Raw genomic sequence first — 21,425 nt, 5'->3', positions numbered from 1 at the left:
GGAAAAGAGCGATCAGGTGCAACGCTGCCGCGTAACGCCCTGATCAGCGGGTTTGTTGCCAGCGATCACTGGCATTGTGTGAGCACTCGGTGAATCCCGATTACCGACGGGTACACAAAGCCGTCGCGGCGGCATACCCTGCGGCTCATGACGGACGCGCAGGCCCCGGAAATCACCGGCACCAACCCCCTCGCCCCCAGCCCGGCGGGCGCCCGCACCGCTGCCGACGTGGTCACGCCCGAGCTGGTCGCCCAGCTCACCAAGGGCGTGGCCGGTTCCGGCCGCACCGCCAACCACACGCCGTTCACCGGCGAGAAGCTCGCCGACCTGCCCGAGTCGACGCCCGAGGACGTGGCCGGCGCCTTCGAGCGGGCCCGCGCCGCCCAGGCCGTGTGGGAGCGCACACCGGTACGGCAGCGCGCCGCCGTCCTGCTCCGCTTCCACGACCTGGTCCTGGAGCGGCAGGCCGAGGTCCTCGACCTCATCCAGCTGGAGACCGGCAAGGCCCGCCTGCACGCCCACGAGGAGGTCCAGGCCGTCGCCGTCGCCGCCCGGCACTACGGCCGCAAGGCCCCGGCGTACCTGCGCCCCAAGCGGCACACCGGCGCCGTCCCGACCCTCACCAAGGTCACCGAACTGCGCCACCCGCGCGGCGTCGTCGGCCAGATCGCCCCCTGGAACTACCCCCTCGAGCTGTCCGTCGGCGACGCGCTCCCCGCCTTCGTCGCGGGCAACGCGGTCGTCATGAAGCCCGACACCGAGACCTGTCTGACCGCCCTGTGGGCCCGCGACCTGCTCATCGAGGCCGGCCTGCCCGCCGAGGTCTTCCAGGTCGTCCTCGGCGAGGGCCCGGTCGTCGGCCCCGAGCTCGTCAAGCACGCCGACTACGTCTCCTTCACCGGCTCCACCCGCACCGGCCGCGAGGTCGCCCAGAGCGCCGCCGCCCGCCTGGTCGGCGTCTCCCTCGAACTCGGCGGCAAGAACGCCATGCTGGTCCTGGAGGACGCCGACATCGAGAAGGCCGCGGCGGGCGCCGTACGCGCCTGCTTCTCCTCGGCCGGCCAGCTCTGCATCTCCATCGAGCGGCTCTACGTCCACGAGTCGGTCGCCGACGCCTTCCTGGACCGCTTCGCCGCCCGCACCAAGGCGATGCGGCTCGGCACCTCCCTCTCCTACGGCGCCGACATGGGCTCGCTGGTGGGGGAGCGGCAACTGGAGACCGTGAAGGCACACGTGGCGGACGCCGTGGAGCGGGGCGCGAAGCTCGTCGCCGGCGGCGTCGCCCGCCCGGACATCGGCCCGTACTTCTACGAGCCGACCATCCTCGACGGCGTCGCGGCCCCCATGACCGTGTGCACCGAGGAGACCTTCGGCCCGGTCGTCTCCGTCTACCGCTTCAAGACCGAGGAGGAGGCGGTCGAGCAGGCCAACTCCACGCCGTACGGCCTGAACTCCTCGGTCTGGACGAAGGACGCCCGGCGCGGCCGCGAGGCCGCCGCCCGGATGCGCACCGGCACCGTCAACATCAACGAGGGATACGCCCCCGCCTACGGCAGCGCCCAGTCCCCGATGGGCGGCATGAAGGACTCCGGCCTCGGCCGCCGGCACGGCTCCGAGGGCATCCTCAAGTACACCGAGGCCCAGACGGTCGCCCACCAGCGGCTGCTGCCGATGGCCCCGTCGCTCGGTATGGACGACGAGAAGTACGCGGAGTTCATGAGCCGGAGCCTGCGGCTGATGAAGGCGTTCCGCTTCCGCTGATCCACCCGAGCAACCCCCGACCACCGCCCGTTCTCAACGAGGAGAGCACGTGTCGCAGGAGAACTCCGCCCAGACCCGGGACGAGAACGGGTACGACTACGACGTCCTAGTCGTGGGTTCCGGCTTCGGCGGCTCCGTCTCCGCCCTCCGCCTGACGGAGAAGGGATACCGGGTCGGCGTCCTGGAAGCGGGCCGCCGCTTCACCCGCGAGTCGCTGCCGAAGAACTCCTGGGACCTCAAGAACTACCTCTGGGCCCCCAAGCTCGGCATGTTCGGCATCCAGCGCATCCACCTGCTCGGGAATGTCATGGTCCTGGCAGGCGCGGGCGTCGGCGGCGGCTCCCTCAACTACGCCAACACCCTCTACGTACCGCCGAAGCCCTTCTTCGACGACCCCCAGTGGCGGGACATCACCGACTGGCAGGACGAGCTGACGCCGTACTACGACCAGGCCAGGCGCATGCTCGGCGTCCGCCTCAACCCGACCATGACCCCCTCCGACGTGCACCTGAAGGCCGCCGCCCAGCGGATGGGGGTCGGCGACACCTTCCACATGGCGCCGGTCGGCGTCTTCTTCGGCGACGGCGAGGACGCCGACGGCACGGCGAAGGCGAAGCCGGGCGAGCGGGTCCCCGATCCCTACTTCGGCGGCGCGGGGCCCGACCGCAAGGCGTGCAACGAGTGCGGCGAGTGCATGACCGGCTGCCGCCACGGTGCGAAGAACTCCCTCAACGAGAACTACCTGTACCTCGCCGAGAAGGCGGGAGCGGTCGTGCACCCCATGACGTCGGTCGTGTCGGTCACCGAGGACTCGCGCGGCGGTTTCGCCGTGGCCACGCTCCCCACCGACCGGAAGAAGAAGGGCGCGGGCCGCACCTTCACCGCCCGCCGCGTCGTCATAGCCGCCGGCACCTACGGCACCCAGACCCTGCTGCACCGCATGAAGGCGAACGGGCAACTCCCGCACCTCTCCGACAAGCTGGGCGAGCTGACCCGCACCAACTCCGAAGCCCTGGTCGGCGCCCAGACGGACGACCGGCGCTACCGCAAGGCGACCGGCGAACCGCGCGCCGACTTCACGCGCGGCGTCGCCATCACGTCCTCGATCCACCCGGACGCCAGCACCCACATCGAGCCGGTCCGTTACGGCAAGGGCTCCAACTCGATGGGCGGCCTGTCCATCCTCCAGGTCCCCTACGCCGGCCACACCGCCTCCGGCGCCTCCCGTGTCCTGGGCTTCCTGGGCCACGCGGCCAAGCACCCCCTGCTCGTCCTGCGTTCGCTCTCCAACCGCAAGTGGTCGGAGCGCACCATCATCGGCCTGGTGATGCAGTCCCTGGACAACTCCCTGACCACGCACCTGAAACCCACGGGCGTCGGCAAGGGCCTGCTCACCGCCCGCCAGGGCCACGGCTCGCCCAACCCCAAGCAGATCAAGGCCGCCACCGAAGGCGCCGCCGCGCTCGCCGCCGAGATCAACGGCTTCGCCGGCTCCAACGTCGGCGAACTGATGGGCACCCCGCTCACCGCCCACTTCCTGGGCGGCTGCCCCATCGGCGCCTCCCGCGAGAGTGGCGTCATAGACCCGTACCACCGCCTCTACGGCCACCCCGGCATCTCCGTCGTCGACGGCGCCGCGGTCTCCGCGAACCTCGGTGTCAACCCGTCCCTGACCATCACGGCGCAGGCCGAGCGGGCGATGTCGTACTGGCCCAACAAGGGCGAGGAGGACCCGCGCCCGGCGCAGGGCACGGAGTACCGGCGCCTGACGCCCGTCGAGCCCAAGTCCCCGGCGGTCCCGGCGGAGGCCTTCGGCGCACTGCGGCTGCCGTTCCTCGGGATGCCGGCGGTACCGCCGAAGAAGTAGCGGACGACGCAGAACAGAAGGACCTGCGCCCCCCTCCGAGCGCAGGTCCCTCTCGTTCTGTGAAGCCGTGCCGTCGGCTACGCCTCGACACCGGCCTTGCGGCGGCGGACGAGGTACATCGCGCCGCCACCGACGACGACGGCGAGTCCGCCGACGAGACCGATGGTCGGCAGCGCGGAGCTGGAACCGGTGGCGGCGAGGCTGCCGGTGACCGGCTTGGCGCCACCCTGCGGCTTCAGGTCCTTGTCGACGCCCTGCGGACGCAGGTTCTTGTCGATGCCCTTGGGCTTCTCGCCGTTCGGCTTGACGTCGTCGACGTCGTCCGGCAGGTCGCTGTTCGCGGCGAGCACGGTGAAGTCGTAGTACTCACCGTTGCCGTAGCAGGACTGGCCCTCGCCCGCGTACACCGCCTGGCTCATGGAGAACGCCGAGCCCGCCGGGGCGTCGGCGTCGATCCGCACGCGCAGGTCGAGCGTGGCCGTGGAGTTCTTCTCCAGAGTCGGCAGGAGGGCGACGATGCTTCCGGTGAACGTGAACGCGTCCTTGCCCTCGCCGTAGGACTCCTGGTAGGCGCTGGTCCACTTGCCGTCCTGCTTCACCTGCAGCTCGGCCAGGTCCTTCGAGAGCAGGACGTCGGAGTTGACCTCGCCGCTGTACTCGGCGAAGGCGTTGATCCAGACGTCCTTGAGGTTCTTGTCGGAGTCGTTGTCGATGACGAACTCGAAGTTGTGCCAGCCGGAGCCGGCCACGATCTTGTTCGGCAGCCCGGAGACGGAGGCGGTGAGCTTCTCGTCCAGGTCGAACTCGGCACAGTCCTCGAAGGGGTCGAAGACGGCGTCGTCGGCGGGGGGCTCCTCATCGTCGGAGGGCTCGCCGGCGTCGTCCGAGGGCTTGGTGTCGTCCTCCGAGGGCTTGGCGTCGTCCTCGGAAGGCTTGGTGTCGTCCTCGGTGGGCTTGGTGTCGTCCTCGGCCGGAGGCTGCTGGCCGTCGGACGGGTTTTCCTCGCCGGACGGGGTGCCACCCTCCTCGGAGGGCGGGTTCTGGCCCTCGGCCGGGGTGCTCGGGTCGTTCTCGTCGCCCGAGGCCGCGTCCTCCCCGGCGGGCTTCTCCTCGGTGGAGGAGTCGCCGGGGGGCGCGGGGGCGGTGGTGTTCTCGCCGGACGCGGCGTCCTGGCCGGTCTCCGTCGTGGAGCCCTGTTCCTCGGACGAGGTGCTCGTGGACAGCCCGTCGGCCGCGAACGCGGCGGGTGCCGACACGAGGGCGAGCGGTGCCAGGACGGTGGCGGCGGCCGCCGTGACCATGGCGCGGCGAAGCTTCATGAAGACCTCGACAAATTCGGGCGTACTGCTCTGCCGCAGTACGGAGGTTTTGCGGGAGGCCTCCGCGTGTGGGGCGCGGGTGCCCGTGCGTCTCGGTGAAGAGTCGCTGTGTTTGATCAGTGAAGCCTGTGAATGGTTGTCCCGAACTGATGTCTTCTTTATGTGCCCTGTGTCACTCGCCGGGCAGAGTGGCTCCGGGCGAACGCGAAGGGCCCCGCGGCTCTGAAGCCGCGGGGCCCTTCCTCAGCCAGCACCGGCGTCAGGGCTGCGCCGGTGCCTCGGAGCGGCGCCGGGGGGTCGCGCCGCTGGTCTGTCGAGTATGTGGTTGTGAGGGGGAGGGGCGTCCCGGGCCCGGGCATTTCCCGTCGGCCGGCCCCGGGCGTCCCCGGAGCCGACCGTTCTCATGGGTGACCGGGCTGCTGTCCCCTGCCGTCCGGTCACTTCCTGGGGCGAGGTCCCACGACGTACGGCACGATCCGTACGTCTCATCGCCCCAGCGAGCCACGCGTGGTTCTTTCGGGCCCGCCCCTGGCTGGCACGGACACCGGGACCAACGAAGCGTCCCGCGCGGCGGTCACGCGCCGTACGGGTGAGAAGTGGCCCGAACTCAGATGCGACGCTCAGACGCGCCCCCGGCACAGTTCCAGCAGCGTCATCGCCAGCGACGTACCCGGCTTGCCCAGCGCCTCGCTGTAGTGGCCGAGGACCTCCATCTCGCGGGAGAGATTCACGCGCCGGCCGCCGGAGGTGATCCGTGCCTGCTGGATGACGGCGGAGACGGCCATCCGTTCCTGGATCAAACCGATGATCCGGTCGTCGAGCGCGTCGATGCGCTCCCGGGCGCCGGTGATCACGTCGGCGGCCTCTGCGGTGCGGGCGCCGGTCTTGTCTGCGGTGGTGACGGTCACGTCGGGGGCTCCTCGCCGGGAAGGGGTGGTCGGCGGTGCCCAGGGGCGGCAGGACCGGGAAACGACAGGCGCCCCGGGCCTTGTCGGCCCGGGGCGCCTGGGAAGTAGTCGCTCGTCAGTTGCTCAAGCAGCACGACCATGGCAGCCGGTGGGCCGGTTGCCATAGATAAAGCTGAACACCTGGTACTTGCGCATGGCGCCAGTATGCCCTGCGAACGGTCCGTGGCCAACCCGGTTCGCATGGTGATCCGAGGTTGGTCCGAAGGTGATCCGCATCGTGAGACGGGACACCGGGGCTGCGCCGGGCGCCACGGCCGGGACGGGGCGGCCGTCCGCCTCGGTAGAATCGGGAGCACAAGACCCCCGCCCGACCGCCGGAAGGCACCCCGTGTCATCAGCGACTCCCGCTGCCGCCGCCCCCGACACCGTCCTGGTCGTCGACTTCGGCGCGCAGTACGCCCAGCTCATCGCCCGCCGTGTCCGCGAGGCGCGGGTCTACAGCGAGATCGTGCCGAGCTCCATGCCGGTCGAGGAGATGCTCGCCAAGAACCCGGCGGCCGTCATCCTCTCCGGCGGCCCCTCGTCGGTGTACGAGCCGGGCGCCCCCACCCTCGACCGCGCCCTCTTCGACGCGGGCGTCCCCGTCTTCGGCATGTGCTACGGCTTCCAGCTGATGGCGCAGACCCTCGGCGGCACCGTCGACAACTCCGGCGCCCGCGAGTACGGCCGTACGGATCTGCACGTCTCCAAGAACTCCTCCACCCTCTTCGAGGGCACCCCCGCCGAGCAGGCCGTGTGGATGTCCCACGGCGACGCCTGCTCCGCCGCCCCCGAGGGCTTCACCGTCACCGGCTCCACGGACGTCGTCCCGGTCGCCGCCTTCGAGAACGACGAGAAGAAGCTCTACGGCGTCCAGTACCACCCCGAGGTGATGCACTCCACGCACGGACAGCAGGTGCTGGAGCACTTCCTGTACCGCGGCGCGGGCCTCGCCCCCGACTGGACCACGGGCAGCGTGATCGAGGAGCAGGTCGCGGCCATCCGCGAGCAGGTCGGCGACAAGCGCGCCATCTGCGGCCTGTCCGGCGGCGTGGACTCCGCCGTCGCCGCCGCCCTCGTCCAGAAGGCCATCGGCTCCCAGCTCACCTGCGTCTACGTCGACCACGGCCTGATGCGCAAGGGCGAGACCGAGCAGGTCGAGAAGGACTTCGTCGCCGCGACCGGTGTGCAGCTGAAGGTCGTGGACGCCAGCGAGCGGTTCCTGAAGGCGCTGGCCGGGGTCTCCGACCCCGAGGAGAAGCGGAAGATCATCGGCCGCGAGTTCATCCGGGTCTTCGAGCAGGCCCAGGCCGAGATCATCGCCGACCAGGGCCCGGCCGTGGAGTTCCTGGTCCAGGGCACCCTCTACCCGGACGTCGTCGAGTCCGGCGGCGGCACCGGCACCGCCAACATCAAGTCCCACCACAATGTCGGCGGGCTCCCCGAGGACCTCGAGTTCCAGCTCATCGAGCCGCTGCGCCAGCTGTTCAAGGACGAGGTCCGGATGGTCGGCCAGGAGCTGGGCCTGCCGGACGAGATCGTCCAGCGCCAGCCCTTCCCGGGCCCGGGTCTCGGCATCCGCATCGTCGGCGAGGTCACGCGCGAACGCCTCGACCTGCTCCGCGAGGCCGACGCCATCGCCCGCGAGGAGCTGACCGCGGCCGGCCTCGACCGCGACATCTGGCAGTGCCCCGTGGTGCTGCTCGCCGACGTCCGCTCCGTCGGCGTCCAGGGCGACGGCCGAACCTACGGTCACCCGATCGTGCTGCGGCCCGTCTCCTCCGAGGACGCGATGACGGCCGACTGGTCGCGGCTGCCGTACGACGTGCTCTCCAAGATCTCGACCCGCATCACCAACGAGGTCAAGGACGTCAACCGCGTCGTCCTCGACGTGACCTCGAAGCCGCCGGGCACCATCGAGTGGGAGTGACCGAGTGACCCCTATGCGCGCCTGACGGTGCGCGGGGGCCGGCCGGGCTGCCAGACCTGGACGACGAGGGCGTCGTCCGCCACGGAGGTCCGCACGACCTCCGTCAGCTCGGTACGGAAGAGGTGGAACGGCTCCGGCGGTTCCACCTCTTTCACGTACCGGGCCCGCGTCGCGGCGTCCTCGACCTCGATCGCCCGCCCGCCGATCCGTACGTCCCCGCCGCCCATCCCGGTCCCGTCCCCCGGGTTCGCCTGCAACGCGAACCGCGGGTCACGGCGCAGGTCGAGCGCCTTCACCGAGCCCGGCATCATGCCGAGCCACAGCTCACCGGCCAGGAAACGCACCTCCAGGCCGGTCGTGCGCGGCGAGCCGTCCCTGCGCAGAGTGGCGAGCACGTGGTGGGTGTACGCGCCGAAGCGTGCCTCGACGGTGGCGGCGAGCGCGGGTTCGGCGGTGGCGAAGTGCGACCAGTTCACGGTGGAGTCGGGTGCGGTGGCTGGTGCGGTGCTGACAGTCATACGGCGAGTGTGAACCCGAAAGGCGACACCCTGTGTCCGGTATCGCACCCGAATTCGCCGTCTGCCTGCCGTCTGCCTGCCGTCTGCCTGCCGTCTGTCCGTCGTCTGTCCGTCGTCTGTTCGCCGTCGAGCCGTCGTCTGTCCGGCGTCGATCGGCCGCGGGTTCGTCCGGCCGGGTCAACACGGCGGGGCCCCTTGTCACCCGCGCTGGGCAGTGCGGGCCGGGGCGGCGGGCGCGCAGGGGGCTCCGTACGGCACAATTCGCTTTCGTCCCACGGGACTTAGGGCTCCCGCCGCGGCCGGCGCGGTGGCCGCCCGGACCGGTGTCGTGCGGACGGCGTGCGCATGTCGCGTGCGGGTGTCGTTGCTGGGTTCCACCGCGGTTTCCGCGGGGGTCGTCGCAAGGGTCGGGGAAGGCGGGCGTCGGGCGTGGCGGTGCAGGAGGCGAGACGCGGGAGCGGCTCGGGCAAGGGCGCGTACGGGGTTGCGCACGGGGGCGGCTGTACCTGCGGGGACTGCCCGCACGGCGCCCGGGAGGGGCATCGCCGGGCGGTCGCGGCGTTTCTGTCGCGGCGGGACGAGTTCGCGGCCGGGCAAGGGCTGCCGGCCGCGGTGGCCCACTCGGCCTCCGCCTCCCGGCAGTGGGTCTCGGAGGAGCTGACCCAGTCCGCGGAACAAGTCGCCGAACGCGGTCGCGCCGAGGGCGAGGCATGGCTCGCGGGCCTCGGGCGTCGCACGGTGACCGTCGTGTGGGCCGCGGTCGTGCTGCTGCTCCTCGTGCAGGCGCTCACCGCCGTCGGCGGCGGCTGGACGGCCGCCCGGACCGCGGGGCTCTCGGCGGCACTGGTGGTGGCGGGGGCGCTGACGACGGCGTCGTGGTTCCACCGGGCGCGGGGCGGGGCGCTGGCCCCGGTGATCGGTGAGGACAACCGCCTCTCCACGTCCCGCGCCGTGGCGGCGGCCTGGGTGCTGTTCGTCGCCTGCGCCGTGCTCGTCCTGGCCGGACAGCTGGCCCTCGCCTCGGGGCACGCCCGGCGCGACGCGCTGGTCTCCGGGCTCGAACTGGCCCGCGGGGCCGGCGCGGTGACGGTGCTCGCGGTGGTGTGCGGGATCGCCGTCCTCGTACGGCGGGTGGTCGGACTGCGGGTCCTGGGCCAGCGGCTGCAGAAGGTACGGGCGGACCGGCCGCGCGCCTCCGACCTCCTGACGGACGACGCCGGACGCGGCACCTTCGCCGACATCCAGTACGTCGTGATCAGCACGGTCGCCCTCGTCTTCGCGGCGGTACGGCTGGCCCGGCGCCCGGACCAGTTGCCCGACCTGCCGTGGGGTCTGGCGGTCGTGGTGCTGGTGTCGGCCGCGACCTACGTGGCCGGCAAGTACGCGGAGGGCGGGCGCCCCGTGATCCTCTCCGTGGTCCGGGCCCGGGAGGCGGGCGACCTGGACGCGCCGATCCGCACGGGCGACGACATCGAGATCCGTGGTGCCGGTTTCGTACCGCCGGGTGCCCAGCGCGCGGACCGCCTGTCCCGCATGGTCGTCCGCATCGGCGCGGTCAACGTCCACGTACCCCTGGTCCCGGTCACCGGCGGCTTCAGCAACCCCACGGACGACCTGCTGACGGTCCCCGTCCCGGCGGACGTCGAACCGGGCCGGGTGGACGTCCAGGTCGTCACGAGCGCGGGCGTGGAGACCAACCGGTACGCGATCGACGTGACGGACTGACCGACGCGGGAGCGGGAGCGGGCGCGGGTGCGGGTGCGGGCGTGGCGTGGGCGGGCCCCGGGGAGGGCAGGGTCCTACCGGTACCCGCCCGCCCTCCGGTGTCGTCGGGAGCGCAACGCGGCGTCCAGTGACAGCAGCGGGGCGCCCGCCAGTACGAGGGGGATCCAGGCCATGAGATAGGCCAGATCGTTGCCGTAGTAGTAGGGGTCGGAGGCCCAGCTGACGGTCAGCCAGAGGCTGAGCGAGATCAGGGCGCCGCCGAGCGCGGCGAGCCGGGTCAGCAGCCCGAGCAGCGTGCCGATGCCGACGGCCAGCTCGCCCAGGGCGATGGCGTAACCGAACCCGGAGGGGCTCTTCAGGGCCAGGTCGACCAGGCCGGGGATGGCCGAGGAGTCGCGGACCGTCCGCATCATGTCGCCTACGGAGCCGGCGCCGGAGTCCTTCATGAAGGCGCTGTCGGTGAGCTTGTCGAGACCGGCGTAGATGAAGGTGACGCCCAGAAAGATCCGCAGAGGCAGGAGGGCGTAGCGGGTGGCCTGGTCCCGCCAGCCTCCGCCGCCGTCCGGATGTGAGGTGTACGCATCCGTCCGCATACCGTGAGTCATCACTGCCTGCCGCCTCTCGCCCGCGCGTGCCGAGACCCCCTCATCAGTCCATACGTACGACGCCGAGGCACCGCTCAATCCTCCTTCGGCCGGTTTCTTCCTGTCGGTTTCGACAGATTGCCATCCGGTGGGCTGCCGGTGCCGGAGCCGGTCTCGGTGCCGGTCGGGGGAGGCAGGACGGTGGTCGTCAGCCGGGCAGGTCCGCCCGCGGCCCGTCCGCCTTCGCCCGGAGCTTTCCCCTGCGCCGGTGCACGGACTGGGCCAGGACGCCGACCGCTCCAGCTGTGCAGAGGCCGCCCACCACGAGGGGGATCACGACGAACCACGGTGTCTCCCAGAGCCCGCCCGCATCTCCCGCGTAGACGACGCCCGCCAGAGTCAGGAAGAAGCCCGCGACCAGCCGTCCGGGCTGGAACCTATGACGCAGCACGGGTCACCTCCGCCTGTCCGACGCCGACCTGGAGGTCGAGGTCGAGCGTGCCGGCGTTCTTGCCGCTCGCGCTGGGAGGCAGGGTGACCTCCTTGTGCTTGCCCGGTGCAACGTCCACGTCCTTCTTGTCGTCGCCGGGCAACTGGATGTCGCCCACGCCCACCTCGACGCTCAGCCGCACGGTCACGTCCGGCGGCACCACGACCTGTATTCGCCCCATTCCCACGTCGGCCCGGGTGGTCACCGTCTGTCCCTCGGCCAGGTCCAACCGGGACAGGTCCAGGGTGCCGGTGCCGGCCCCGATGTCGTACTGCTCGCGCACGCCGGCCACGGTCGTGGGCTCCCAGGTCCTTCGTACCCAGTCGGTGCCGACGTCCTTGGGCAGGGTGGCGGAGCCGGCCAGCAGACCGGCCGTGATGATCGCGAGGAAGATGGAACCTGCCCCGGTGCGCCCCAGGAAGGAGCTGACCGCGATGCCGACGCCGAAGACGGCGAGCGCGCAGGCCAGGCCGGTCTGCAGGCTGGTGCCGAGCGGCTGCTCGTCCCACGTCAGACGGGTGCCGAGGAATCCGGCGAGCAGCGCGAGGAGGAAGACCCAGCCGCCGATGCCGCGTGGACCCCGTGGCTGCGGGGTGCGAGGGCGCCGGTCGCCCACAGGGGCGCGGTCGCCCGGGACACCGCGGCCGATGTTGACGGCCGCCGCGATGTCACGGTCGTCGGAGTCCGGCGGGCCCCACAGATATCCGGTTCCGCCGACGTGGCTGCCGTCCTTGACTATGGGTTCGCGCCACCAGGAGGGCCAGGTGTACATGACCGGCGGTGCCTGAGCCTCGGGCGGGGCGTCGGCGACGGCCTGGGTGGCCAGGGGGTCGGGGTCGGGAGCGCGCCGGTGGCGGGACCAGTAGCCGGCGCCCGCGAGGACGAGGGACAGCACCACGGCGAAGGTCAGCACCCCGCCGTTGTTCAGCATCGTCAGGAAGACCCCGCAGCCGACCAGGGCGAACAGCACGGCCGCCAGGGCCTGGCCGTCGACGCGGCCGGTCAGCAGCTTGCGCAGCTCGTTCTCTTCCTCGTCGTCGTACGGGACGAAGAGCCAGGCGAAGCCGTAGAAGATGAGGCCGATGCCGCCGGTCGCGGAGAGCACCGCGAGCGTGATCCGGAAGATCACCGGGTCCATGTCGCACTGACGCCCGAGGCCGGCGCACACGCCGCCGAACGTCTTGTGCCGCCGGTCGCGCCGGAACTGGTGGGGCGGCCCGGGGGCGTCGCTGTCAGCTTCGGCACTCGTGGCACCCGTGGCATCCGCGGCGGGCGCGGCATCCTGCGGCCCGGCACCCAGCGGTGGGCGCGGGCCGGGGCCGGGTCCCGGACCCGTCGCGGCGTGCTCGTGATCTGTCATGAGTCCATGGTGACGGGCGCGGCGCCGTGACGGCAGCCGGTTCGACCCTGGTCGGACCCTGATATCGGCCCTGAGCCGGCGCCGGGGGAGCGTTCGAGGGGCCTGCGGTCCGAAGATCAGGGGAGTCTCGGGGGCCGACCCTGATGCTCCGGCTCCCGGGGCCGTGTGACCATCAGTGTCATGCCGGAAGCCGCAGCAGCGCCACTCGTCGAACCGCGGCCGCCGCGCAAGCTCTACCGCAGCAGCGACGGACGCTGGCTCGGCGGGGTGGCGCGGGGGCTCGCCGGACATCTCGGGCTGCCCGTCATCTGGGTGCGGTTCGCCTTCGTCGGCCTGTTCATGGCCGACGGGCTCGGCGCGCTGTTGTACGCGGCCTTCTGGTTCTTCGTGCCGCTGGGCGTCGGCGGCGTCGACTCCCAGAAGCCGCCGTCCCTCGTCACCGCGGAGACCGCGCCGGACGGCCGGCGCAGACTCGTCGCCCGCAAGCCGGACAAGGGCCAGATCGTCGCCCTGCTCCTCATGGTCGTCGTGGCCCTGGTCTTCGTGGGCAATGTCGACCTCGGCGGCGGAGCGAAGGCCTATCTCTGGCCGACCGTGCTCGTCGGTGCCGGTGTCGCCCTCGTCTGGCGCCAGGCGGACAACGCCCGCCGGGCCCGCTGGGCCGAGGTGGGACGCCACCGGCGGACCGTCACCCTGCTGCGCTCCGTGGCCGGCGTCCTGCTGGTGACGGCGGGCGTCACCGGCATCTTCGTCCTCCAGGGGTCCGCCGCCCACCTCGGCTCCGTGCTCCAGGCCGCGCTCGCCGTCCTCGTCGGTATAACGCTCCTCGCCGGCCCCTACCTGGTGCGCATGACCCAGGACCTCTCCGAGGAGCGGCTGATGCGCATCCGCGCGCAGGAGCGGGCCGAGGTCGCCGCCCACGTCCACGACTCGGTGCTGCACACCCTGACCTTGATCCAGCGCAACGCGGAGAACGCGGGGGAGGTGCGCCGCCTGGCCCGAGCCCAGGAGCGGGACCTGCGCGCCTGGCTGTACAAACCGGAGGGCAACGGCAAGGACGAGGACGACGAGCCCACCACCCTCGCCGAGGCCGTCAAGCGCAATGCTGCCGAGGTCGAGGACAAGCACGGCGTCCCCATCGAGGTGGTGGTCGTCGGCGACTGCCCGCTCGACGAGCGGCTCGGGGCACAGATGCAGGCCGGACGCGAGGCCATGGTGAACGCCGCCAAGTACGGTGGCGAGGGCGGTGCCGTTCAGGTCTACGCCGAGGTCGAGGGCAGGACGGTCTTCGTGTCCGTCCGGGACCGCGGTCCCGGCTTCGACCTCGACTCGATACCCGCCGACCGGATGGGTGTCAGAGAATCGATCATCGGCCGTATGGAGCGCAACGGAGGCACGGCGCGGTTGCGCGCGGTGCCGGACGGTGGCACGGAGGTCGAGCTGGAGATGGAGAGGGCGGAGAAGACGTCATGAGCGATCCGACCGAGGCGAACGGAACGGCGGGAGCGGGAGAGGCGGTCGAGCCCGCACAGCCGGCGAACGCGGGCGCGGGGGAGCGTCACGTGCGTGTGGTGCTCGTCGACGACCACCGTATGTTCCGCACCGGCGTACAGGCCGAGATCGGTCAGACCGCGCAGACCGGTGTGGAGGTCGTCGGTGAGGCCGCCGACGTCGACCAGGCCGTCACCGTCATCACCGCCACCCGTCCCGAAGTGGTGCTCCTCGACGTCCACCTCCCCGGTGGTGGCGGCGTCGAAGTACTGCGCCGCTGCACCCCCTTGATGAGCGACACCGAGCGGCCCGTCCGCTTCCTCGCCCTCTCCGTCTCGGACGCGGCGGAGGATGTGATCGGTGTGATCCGCGGCGGTGCCCGGGGCTATGTGACCAAGACGATCACCGGCACGGACCTGGTCGATTCCATTTTCCGCGTGCAGGAGGGCGACGCCGTCTTCTCCCCGCGCCTGGCCGGGTTCGTCCTCGACGCGTTCGCGTCGACCGACGCCCCGCCGGTCGACGAGGACCTCGACCGCCTCACCCAGCGCGAGCGCGAGGTGCTGCGTCTGATCGCCCGCGGCTACGCGTACAAGGAGATCGCCAAGCAGCTGTACATCTCGGTGAAGACGGTCGAGTCCCACGTCTCGGCGGTGCTGCGCAAGCTCCAGCTGTCCAACCGGCACGAGCTGACGCGGTGGGCGACGGCGCGGCGGCTGGTCTGACCGTCCGGTAGGCACGCCTACGATCACATGGATACGCTGTGGCCGACGGGAGGAGGGCCGCATGCTGCTGCGTTTCCGTACGGCGAACGTACGGTCATTGCGTGACGAGCAGGAGCTGTCCTTCGTCGTCCCGCCCGGCGAGGAGTCCGACGCGGCGCGAACGGTCCGGTTGTCCGACGGCAAGCAGTTGGCGATCTATCCGGTGGTAGGAGTCTTCGGCGCCAACGCCTCGGGCAAGTCCAACGTCATCACGGCGCTGAAGAAGATGAGAAGCGCGGTCCTGGACTCCTACGGGCTGTGGACCTCATACACCGGCGTGCCCGAGCGTGAGCCCTTTGCCCTCGACACCGAGTCGGCGGAGACGAGCTCCTTCTACGAGGCAGACTTCGTCCTGGAAGACGGGGTGCGCTGGACGTACGGCTTCGAACTGGGGGACCGGCGAGTCGAGTCGGAGTGGCTTCACGCCTACCCGAAAGGCCGCCGACAAGTATGGCTGGACCGGGACGCCTCGCGTGACAACGTCTACGACTTCCCGGGGGACCGAGTCCAGGACCGGGCACGACTGGCCCGCTCTACTCGCCCCAATGCCCTGCTGCTCAGCCGCGCCGCGAGCGACAACCATCCGCAGCTGTCCCGGGTCTACGACTGGTTCCGCTCCAATCTGTGGGACATCACCCCCGAGACGGAGCTGAAGGACCGAGAGTCCTACACTGCCCAGCAGCTCCTCGACGCCAAGAGCGAGAAGCGCGTGCGGGAACTGCTCCGCGTGGCCGACCTGGGCATCCAGGGCGCCCAGGTGGAGCGCCAGCCAGGCGGAAGGGCCCCCACAGTCAGGCTGCTCCACGGGAACGACCCCGACACCGCGGTGGCTCTGGACTGGACGAAGGAATCCTTCGGCACGCGTTCCTGGTTCGCGCTCATCGGCCCCCTGCTGCTGGCCCTCGACAGGGGTGCCGTGTTGCTCATCGACGAACTCGACGCGAGCCTGCACCCACGGTTCGCATCCGAAGTGGTCAGGTTGTTCCAGGCACAGTGGAGCAACAAGCTGGATGCTCAACTGCTCTTCACGTCACATGACGCGTCCCTCCTGAGGAGCCCCAGAGGCGGTCGCCCGCTCGAGCCGGGGCAGATCTGGCTGACTGAGAAGGACAAACGCGGCGCCACGGAGCTTTACCCGCTGAGCGACTTCGATCCCAAGCCCGAAGAGGATCTCGAGGATTCGTACCTGGCCGGTGCCTACGGAGCTGTGCCCAACGTCGACCAGGGCCAGATCGGACGCATGGTGCTCACGGCACTGGCAGGGGAGGCAGAGCGTTCCTGATGGCGAGGGACAAGGGGCGGGACAACCCGGCACGCGGCAAGAAGAGCAGGAAGCTACGTCGGGAGGTGTACGTCTTCACCGAGGGAGAGGTCACGGAACCGGGGTTCGTCACCTTCGTGACGGAGCACGGCACACGCAGGGACCCCCGTCACGAGATCGTCTGCAAGGTCGAGAACCGCAGCGCCCCGAGTAAACGTCGCAAGCCCCTGCCGCTGGTGCAGGACGCTGCCGCCAAGTGGCACGAGGTCCGTCGCGCGGCCAAGAAGGCCGGCATCAAACCCGGCGACTGGAACTGGCCGCAGGTGTGGTGCCTGTTCGACCGCGACCAGCACGAGGACATCCCAGCCGCCTTCGCCAAGGCAAGGCAGGAGGATCTGCACGTCGCCTACAGCCACCCCTGCTTCGAGCTGTGGCGGCTGCTGCACTACCAGAACTACACGAGCACTTTCGGCGGCGTCTGCGACAGCGCCGCAAACCGGCTCAAGCAGCAGTCCGGCTTCGCACAGACCTATGGCCCCACCCACCGCTCAGTCTCCGCGGAGCAGGCCAAGCAGGTCAGGCCGGGGCAGCTCAGCGGCCGGTACAAGACGGCGCGGCGGTACGCGGAGGGCCTCGCCGAGCGCCACGTGGGACGTGCGGACCAGAACGGCTGGGACCCGTACACGGATGTGTGGCGGTTCGTCGAAGAAGGAATGGACGTCTCAGACTACTGAACGGCCATCCTGGGCCACTCTCAGTCACGTCCTGCGTAGGGTGCAGCCGACCCTCCTGAAGACCGTAGGCTTCCGGTTGCGACATGGCATTGCAAGGCCATGTCGCAACCGGAAACCGATCAGTCACCAGGGAGTGCCGTACGTGGCCAAGCTCACGCTCGCGCAGTTGGAACGCCATCTCTTCGCGGCGGCCGACATCCTGCGCGGCACGATGGACGCCGCCGAGTACCGCGACTTCATCTTCGTCCTGCTCTTCCTCAAGCGGGTCAACGACGAGTTCGAGGCCGCGCGCGAGGCGATCATCAAGGAGCGTCTGGCGGAGGGCGACAGCCAGGAGGAGGCGGAGGACGAGGCCGAGTCGTACGAGTGGTACGACGCCCACGGCGCGATCTTCGTCCCCGAGGCCGCCCGCTGGGAGCGGCTGGCCGGAGCGGTCGACAACGTGGCCTCCGACTACCTCCAGCCCGCCCTGGACGAACTCGAGCGACAGCCCGGCAACAGCGAACTGCGTGGCCTCTTCGCCCACGTCAACTTCAACCGCATCGGAGGTGGCGGCAACGCGCGCAAATCGGCCGCCGAGCTCGCCGACAAGCGTCTCGCCGCCCTGATCGATCACTTCGGCGGCATCCGGCTGCGTGGTGAGGACTTCGAGTTCCCCGACATGATCGGCGCCGCGTACGAGTACCTGATCAAGGACTTCGCGGACACGGCCGGCAGCAAGGGCGGCGAGTTCTACACCCCGCGTGCCGTCGTCCGCATGATGGTGGAACTGGCCCGCCCGCACGGCGACATGCGGGTGTACGACCCGTGTGTCGGCTCGGGCGGCATGCTCATCCATGCCATGGAGTACGTCGACGAGCACGGCGGCGACTCCCGCAACCTCGGCCTCGCCGGCCAGGACGCCAACAGCGGCTCCTGGGTGATGGCCACGATGAACATGCTGTTCCACGGGGCCAAGAAGTTCTCCCTGCGCACCGGCGACACCCTCACCAACCCGCTCCACCCCGAAGCCGACTTCGACCTCGTCCTCAGCAACCCGCCCTTCTCCATGGACTACAAGAAGGACGAGGTCCCGCGCCTGAAGCAGCGCATGCCGCACGGCGAGACGTCCGAACGCGGCAAGGCGGACCTGATGTTCCTCCAGCACATGCTGGACATGGTCAAGCGCCGGTCCGGCACGGTCTTCACCGTCATGCCGCACGGCGTGCTCTTCCGGGGCGGCGAGGAACAGAAGATCCGCGCGAAGCTCCTGATGGAGCACGACCTGATCGAGGCCGTCATCGGCCTCGCCCCGAATCTCTTCTACGGCACCGGAATCCCGGCCTGCGTCCTGGTCCTGCGCCCGCCGAGCCGACGCCGCCCCGACCGCCGGGGCAAGGTGCTCTTCATCAACGCGGACCGCGAGTTCCACGCGGAGCGGGCGCAGAACATCCTCCTCCCCGAGCACATCGAGAAGATTGTCTCCACGTTCCACGCCTGGCAGGACGACGAGGTCTTCGAGGACGTCCCGGGCTTCGCCCGCGCGGTCCCGGCGCAGGAGCTCTCCGACAACGACTTCAACTTCAACATCCGCCGCTACGTCGACAACACCCCGCCGCCGGAGCCGCAGGATGTACGGGCGCACCTGGTGGGCGGGGTGCCGGTGGCGGAGGTCGAGGCGAAGAAGGATCTCCTGGGCGCATACGACATCGAGCTGTCCGACCTGTTCGACGTACGCGCCGACGACCCGGCCTATGTCGACTTCCCCGAGCCGGAACGCCGCCCGGACGCGGCCCGTCTGGCGGAGCTGGCGAGCGGGCGGGAGCGGATGTTGTGGGACGCGTTCGACGCGTGGTGGGAGGCTGAAACAGACCAAATCGCGGCGCTTGAGCCGGTGGCTGGTGACGATCGGACCGAGCAGGAGCGCAAGGCGCAGTTGGCGCGTATGCGGAAGGACCTGATCGGCTCGTTCCAGCAGCGGCTGCTGTCGGTCGGCCTCCTCGACCGGTACGCGCTGGCGGGCGCGGTGGCCGGCTGGTGGCACGACGCGAAGAACGAACTGAAGGCGCTGTCGGTGCGCGGTTTCGCGGGGGTCGTCGACGGCTGGGTGGAGACCGTCCACACCCTGCTCGCCCCCGAACCGGACCCGCGCACGGGCGGCCGACGGGAGCGTACGGCGGCGGAGCGGAGGCAGGCCTACGACCACAAGGTGGTCGCCGCGATCGCGCCGGGGTTCCTGGAGGATCTCGCGTCGGCGGAACGCACACATGCGGACCTGGACGCGAAGGTGAAGGCGGCCCAGGAGGCGGAGGCGGCGCTGGCGGAGGCCCGGCAAGCGGCGCTGGACGGCGAGTCCGACGAGGGGGACGGCGCCGGTATCGACCCTGCGCTCGCGGAAGCTGTCCTGAGCAAGACCGAGATGCGGGACCTGACGAAGCGGCGCACGGACGCCAAGCGGCAGATCGAGGATCTGGAGGACTCGTTCTGGCCGGTGGCCTCGATCCGCACCAAGCGGGAGGCGGAGCGCGAGAGGGCTGCGAAGAAGGCGGCTGCGGGCTCGGGGAGAGGCAAGCGCAAGGCTGTTGCGGCTGCAGAGGAGGCGGCTGGGCAGGGTGCGCTGCTGGAGCTTCCGGTCACTCCGGAACTCGAAGCTACGTCCGAGTCGCCTGAGCCGGGCCTTACCAAGGCCCGCCGGGAGCTGGCTGAGAGGGCCGGGGAACGGGACGTGGTCCTCGACATTCTCCGCGCCGATCTTGCGACGAAGCTCGACGGCCATATGGTGCGGCGACGCCGGGAGTTGGCGGAGAGGTACCGCGTGTGGGAGCAGAAGTACGGAGTCTCGCTACGGGAGATCGAGGAGCGGCGGGAAGCGGCTACAGAGGCGCTGGAGGGGTTCATGAAGGAGCTGGGATACGTTGGCTGACAGTGCTTTTCCTTACGCGAAGCTGTCCGACTTGGCGGAAGTAACGGGTGGCGTCCCGCTGGGACGTACTATCCCCGAGGCAGCAGGTGTGGAGCTGCCGTATCTCCGGGTGGCTAACGTGCAGGACGGCTACATCAGCACGTCGGAATTGAAAACCGTACGCGTCCTTCGGTCGGAGGTGCCGCGATACAGTGTGCTGAAGGGTGATGTGCTCCTCACTGAAGGTGGCGACTTCGACAAACTTGGTCGGGGCGCGGTGTGGGACGGTCGAATTTCTCCCTGTCTGCATCAGAACCACCTTTTCCGAGTGCGTTGCAATACGGCTAAGTTGCTGCCAGAGTATCTTGCTATCTACCTTGCGTCTGGTGAAGGGCGTCGATACTTCCTGAGTATTGCCAAGCAGACGACTAATCTGGCCACTATTAATTCCTCGCAGCTAAGAAAGATGCCTATCCCGAGGCCTCGCTTGGATGAGCAGCGACGAATTATTGAGGTGCTGCATTCGATCAATGAAGGAATCGCGGTCGAGCACGGCATTATGTCCAAGCAGGCACTTATTCAGGAGGGGTTGCTTGCTGACCAGCTGGAACGGCATGCTGAAGAATATCCAGCTCGAAGGCTGATGGAGGTGAGTAAAGGGCCAGGGGAATATGGTAGTAATGCTGCAGCAGTGGAGAGGTCTGACGAGCTTCCCAGGTATGTGCGGATTACCGACATTGATGATAAAGGGTCCCTCTCGAGTGAATTCTCTTCGATGGTCAGTGTCCCGTGGGCTGGCGCCCGAAAGTATCTACTCGCTAAAGGGGACTTGCTGATTGCCCGGACAGGATTTACCACGGGAAAATCTTACCTGTATCAGGCGAGTGATGGGTTGTGTGCCTTTGCGGGCTACTTGGTGCGATTTCGAATCGATCCGAGCCTAATGCTTCCAGAATATGCTTTCTTGTGGACGCGCGGAGGACGCTTCAAGCGTTGGGTTTCGCGTAATGTTCGAGAGGTCGGACAGCGAAATATTAGTGCATCGGAGTATAATGCACACGAACTTCCCGTGCCGCCCCTGCAGGAGCAAGAGCGGTTGGTTCGACTCGGGCAGGCTCTTAGTGAGGAATTTACTGCACGCGATCAGTATGCATCTCAACTGAAGGGGTTGAGGAGAGCGGTACTGCGGGATCTAACGACTGGTTTTGCGCACGTTTCTCTGTGAATTGAGTATCAAGCGCTGCCGCCAGGGAAACCTCGACCCAAACTTCCTTGCCGATGCCGTATGCCCTCCGCTGTGCGCCCCAATCGTCGGCCAGCGCTGTCACCAGAGCGAGGCCTCGGCCTGACTCGTCGTCCAGGCAAGCCTCATTCGGCGCGGGGAGCGTGTCGCTGGCGTCCGTGACCGTGATGCGGAGGCGGTTGTCGGTGAGGACGCAGCGGGCCCAGATTTCGCGGCCGGCCGGGACTTTCGCGTGGCGGTACGCGTTCGTCATCAGCTCGCTCAGGAGGAGTTCTGCCGTGTCCGTTACGTCCGGTGGGAGCGTCCAGGAGGCCGCCTGTTCGCGGAACAGGGTGCGTGCTCGGCCGACGCTGCGGGCGTGACGGGGGAGTCGCCACTCGATGTCCTTCGGGGCGGTCGTAGGATGCGGCGGCCACGGGGTGTGCATGTGCTGTTCATCCCTTGCGTTGGTGATTTCGCGGTTGGCGAGATCACCGTCCCGGCTCGCGCGTAGCCTCGCGAGTAACGGAGTGGGTACAGCGGGTGCTTGTACCCTGCGTGGACCTTCGGG

At 69.6% G+C, this 21,425-nt stretch carries 17 protein-coding genes; 10 read left to right on the top strand and 7 right to left on the bottom strand.

Features of this window, described 5'->3' with window-relative positions; all coding sequences use genetic code 11:
* The first annotated feature begins 147 nt into the window (after nucleotides 1-147).
* The gene (locus KUM03_RS02940; RefSeq protein WP_217245430.1) at nucleotides 148-1,761 is read left to right on the top strand and encodes a succinic semialdehyde dehydrogenase; all 1,614 of its coding nucleotides are present in this window, start codon (nucleotides 148-150) and stop codon (nucleotides 1,759-1,761) included.
* Nucleotides 1,762-1,810: 49 nt separating this feature from the next.
* Nucleotides 1,811-3,628, top strand: coding sequence for a GMC family oxidoreductase N-terminal domain-containing protein (locus tag KUM03_RS02935; protein ID WP_217245429.1), 1,818 nt, complete (start codon nucleotides 1,811-1,813; stop codon nucleotides 3,626-3,628).
* Between the two features lie 77 nt (nucleotides 3,629-3,705).
* On the opposite strand, the gene KUM03_RS02930 is transcribed toward KUM03_RS02935, so the two are convergent.
* A complete protein-coding gene (locus tag KUM03_RS02930) occupies nucleotides 3,706-4,947 on the bottom strand; it encodes a hypothetical protein (RefSeq protein ID WP_217245428.1) in 1,242 nt (413 codons plus the stop codon).
* 620 nt (nucleotides 4,948-5,567) lie between these two features.
* Nucleotides 5,568-5,855 (bottom strand): chorismate mutase, encoded by a 288-nt coding sequence (locus KUM03_RS02925; protein WP_217245427.1) that lies wholly within the window; start codon nucleotides 5,853-5,855, stop codon nucleotides 5,568-5,570.
* 388 nt (nucleotides 5,856-6,243) lie between these two features.
* Between KUM03_RS02925 and guaA the strand changes: the two genes are divergently transcribed.
* Nucleotides 6,244-7,824 carry a glutamine-hydrolyzing GMP synthase gene (gene guaA, locus KUM03_RS02920; RefSeq protein WP_217245426.1) on the top strand — a complete coding sequence of 527 codons (1,581 nt, stop codon included), beginning with the start codon at nucleotides 6,244-6,246 and terminating at the stop codon, nucleotides 7,822-7,824.
* Nucleotides 7,825-7,835: 11 nt separating this feature from the next.
* Here guaA and KUM03_RS02915 read toward each other — a convergent pair whose 3' ends face one another.
* A complete protein-coding gene (locus KUM03_RS02915) occupies nucleotides 7,836-8,342 on the bottom strand; it encodes a pyridoxamine 5'-phosphate oxidase family protein (protein WP_217245425.1) in 507 nt (168 codons plus the stop codon).
* Between the two features lie 429 nt (nucleotides 8,343-8,771).
* Between KUM03_RS02915 and KUM03_RS02910 the strand changes: the two genes are divergently transcribed.
* On the top strand, nucleotides 8,772-10,067 hold the full coding sequence (locus tag KUM03_RS02910) for a hypothetical protein (RefSeq protein WP_217245424.1): 1,296 nt from the start codon (nucleotides 8,772-8,774) through the stop codon (nucleotides 10,065-10,067).
* Nucleotides 10,068-10,141: 74 nt separating this feature from the next.
* Here KUM03_RS02910 and KUM03_RS02905 read toward each other — a convergent pair whose 3' ends face one another.
* The 3 genes from KUM03_RS02905 to KUM03_RS02895 all read right to left on the bottom strand — a co-directional run bounded on the left by KUM03_RS02905 (nucleotide 10,142) and on the right by KUM03_RS02895 (nucleotide 12,501).
* Nucleotides 10,142-10,672, bottom strand: a complete 531-nt coding sequence (locus KUM03_RS02905) for a DoxX family protein (RefSeq protein ID WP_217245423.1) — start codon at nucleotides 10,670-10,672, stop codon at nucleotides 10,142-10,144.
* 187 nt (nucleotides 10,673-10,859) lie between these two features.
* Entirely contained in the window at nucleotides 10,860-11,102 is a 243-nt protein-coding gene (locus tag KUM03_RS02900) for a hypothetical protein (RefSeq protein ID WP_217245422.1), read from the bottom strand.
* Nucleotides 11,089-12,501 (bottom strand): PspC domain-containing protein, encoded by a 1,413-nt coding sequence (locus KUM03_RS02895; protein ID WP_217245421.1) that lies wholly within the window; start codon nucleotides 12,499-12,501, stop codon nucleotides 11,089-11,091. The genes KUM03_RS02900 and KUM03_RS02895 overlap by 14 nt, the downstream gene beginning before the upstream one ends.
* Before the next feature lie 180 nt (nucleotides 12,502-12,681).
* On the opposite strand from KUM03_RS02895, the gene KUM03_RS02890 reads away from it, so the two are divergent.
* The 6 genes from KUM03_RS02890 to KUM03_RS02865 all read left to right on the top strand — a co-directional run bounded on the left by KUM03_RS02890 (nucleotide 12,682) and on the right by KUM03_RS02865 (nucleotide 20,857).
* On the top strand, nucleotides 12,682-13,974 hold the full coding sequence (locus KUM03_RS02890; RefSeq protein ID WP_217245420.1) for an ATP-binding protein: 1,293 nt from the start codon (nucleotides 12,682-12,684) through the stop codon (nucleotides 13,972-13,974).
* A complete protein-coding gene (locus tag KUM03_RS02885) occupies nucleotides 13,971-14,717 on the top strand; it encodes a response regulator transcription factor (protein WP_217245419.1) in 747 nt (248 codons plus the stop codon). Before KUM03_RS02890 ends, KUM03_RS02885 begins: the two co-directional genes overlap by 4 nt.
* A gap of 61 nt (nucleotides 14,718-14,778) precedes the next feature.
* Complete coding sequence (locus KUM03_RS02880; protein WP_217245418.1) at nucleotides 14,779-16,038, top strand: ATP/GTP-binding protein; 1,260 nt, start codon at nucleotides 14,779-14,781, stop codon at nucleotides 16,036-16,038.
* Nucleotides 16,038-16,751 (top strand): RloB family protein, encoded by a 714-nt coding sequence (locus KUM03_RS02875; protein WP_217245417.1) that lies wholly within the window; start codon nucleotides 16,038-16,040, stop codon nucleotides 16,749-16,751. The genes KUM03_RS02880 and KUM03_RS02875 overlap by 1 nt, the downstream gene beginning before the upstream one ends.
* 142 nt (nucleotides 16,752-16,893) lie before the next feature.
* Nucleotides 16,894-19,653, top strand: a complete 2,760-nt coding sequence (locus KUM03_RS38825; RefSeq protein ID WP_217245416.1) for a class I SAM-dependent DNA methyltransferase — start codon at nucleotides 16,894-16,896, stop codon at nucleotides 19,651-19,653.
* The gene (locus KUM03_RS02865) at nucleotides 19,646-20,857 is read left to right on the top strand and encodes a restriction endonuclease subunit S (RefSeq protein WP_217245415.1); all 1,212 of its coding nucleotides are present in this window, start codon (nucleotides 19,646-19,648) and stop codon (nucleotides 20,855-20,857) included. Before KUM03_RS38825 ends, KUM03_RS02865 begins: the two co-directional genes overlap by 8 nt.
* Here KUM03_RS02865 and KUM03_RS02860 read toward each other — a convergent pair.
* A complete protein-coding gene (locus tag KUM03_RS02860; RefSeq protein WP_217245414.1) occupies nucleotides 20,763-21,302 on the bottom strand; it encodes an ATP-binding protein in 540 nt (179 codons plus the stop codon). The genes KUM03_RS02865 and KUM03_RS02860 overlap by 95 nt on opposite strands.
* Nucleotides 21,303-21,425: the final 123 nt, after the last annotated feature.

This window comes from Streptomyces sp. AC602_WCS936, from assembly GCF_019049125.1.
Classification (GTDB): Bacteria; Actinomycetota; Actinomycetes; order Streptomycetales; family Streptomycetaceae; genus Streptomyces.
This window is presented reverse-complemented; position numbering and strand designations above follow the sequence as displayed.

Coding starts and splice junctions, on each gene's coding strand:
- KUM03_RS02940 (WP_217245430.1), top strand. CDS start 148: ATGACGGACGCGCAGGCCCCGGAAATCACCGGCACCAACCCCCTCGCC.
- KUM03_RS02930 (WP_217245428.1), bottom strand. CDS start 4,947: ATGAAGCTTCGCCGCGCCATGGTCACGGCGGCCGCCGCCACCGTCCTG.
- KUM03_RS02915 (WP_217245425.1), bottom strand. CDS start 8,342: ATGACTGTCAGCACCGCACCAGCCACCGCACCCGACTCCACCGTGAAC.
- KUM03_RS02905 (WP_217245423.1), bottom strand. CDS start 10,672: ATGACTCACGGTATGCGGACGGATGCGTACACCTCACATCCGGACGGC.
- KUM03_RS02895 (WP_217245421.1), bottom strand. CDS start 12,501: ATGACAGATCACGAGCACGCCGCGACGGGTCCGGGACCCGGCCCCGGC.
- KUM03_RS02890 (WP_217245420.1), top strand. CDS start 12,682: ATGCCGGAAGCCGCAGCAGCGCCACTCGTCGAACCGCGGCCGCCGCGC.
- KUM03_RS02885 (WP_217245419.1), top strand. CDS start 13,971: ATGAGCGATCCGACCGAGGCGAACGGAACGGCGGGAGCGGGAGAGGCG.
- KUM03_RS02880 (WP_217245418.1), top strand. CDS start 14,779: ATGCTGCTGCGTTTCCGTACGGCGAACGTACGGTCATTGCGTGACGAG.
- KUM03_RS02875 (WP_217245417.1), top strand. CDS start 16,038: ATGGCGAGGGACAAGGGGCGGGACAACCCGGCACGCGGCAAGAAGAGC.
- KUM03_RS02860 (WP_217245414.1), bottom strand. CDS start 21,302: ATGCACACCCCGTGGCCGCCGCATCCTACGACCGCCCCGAAGGACATC.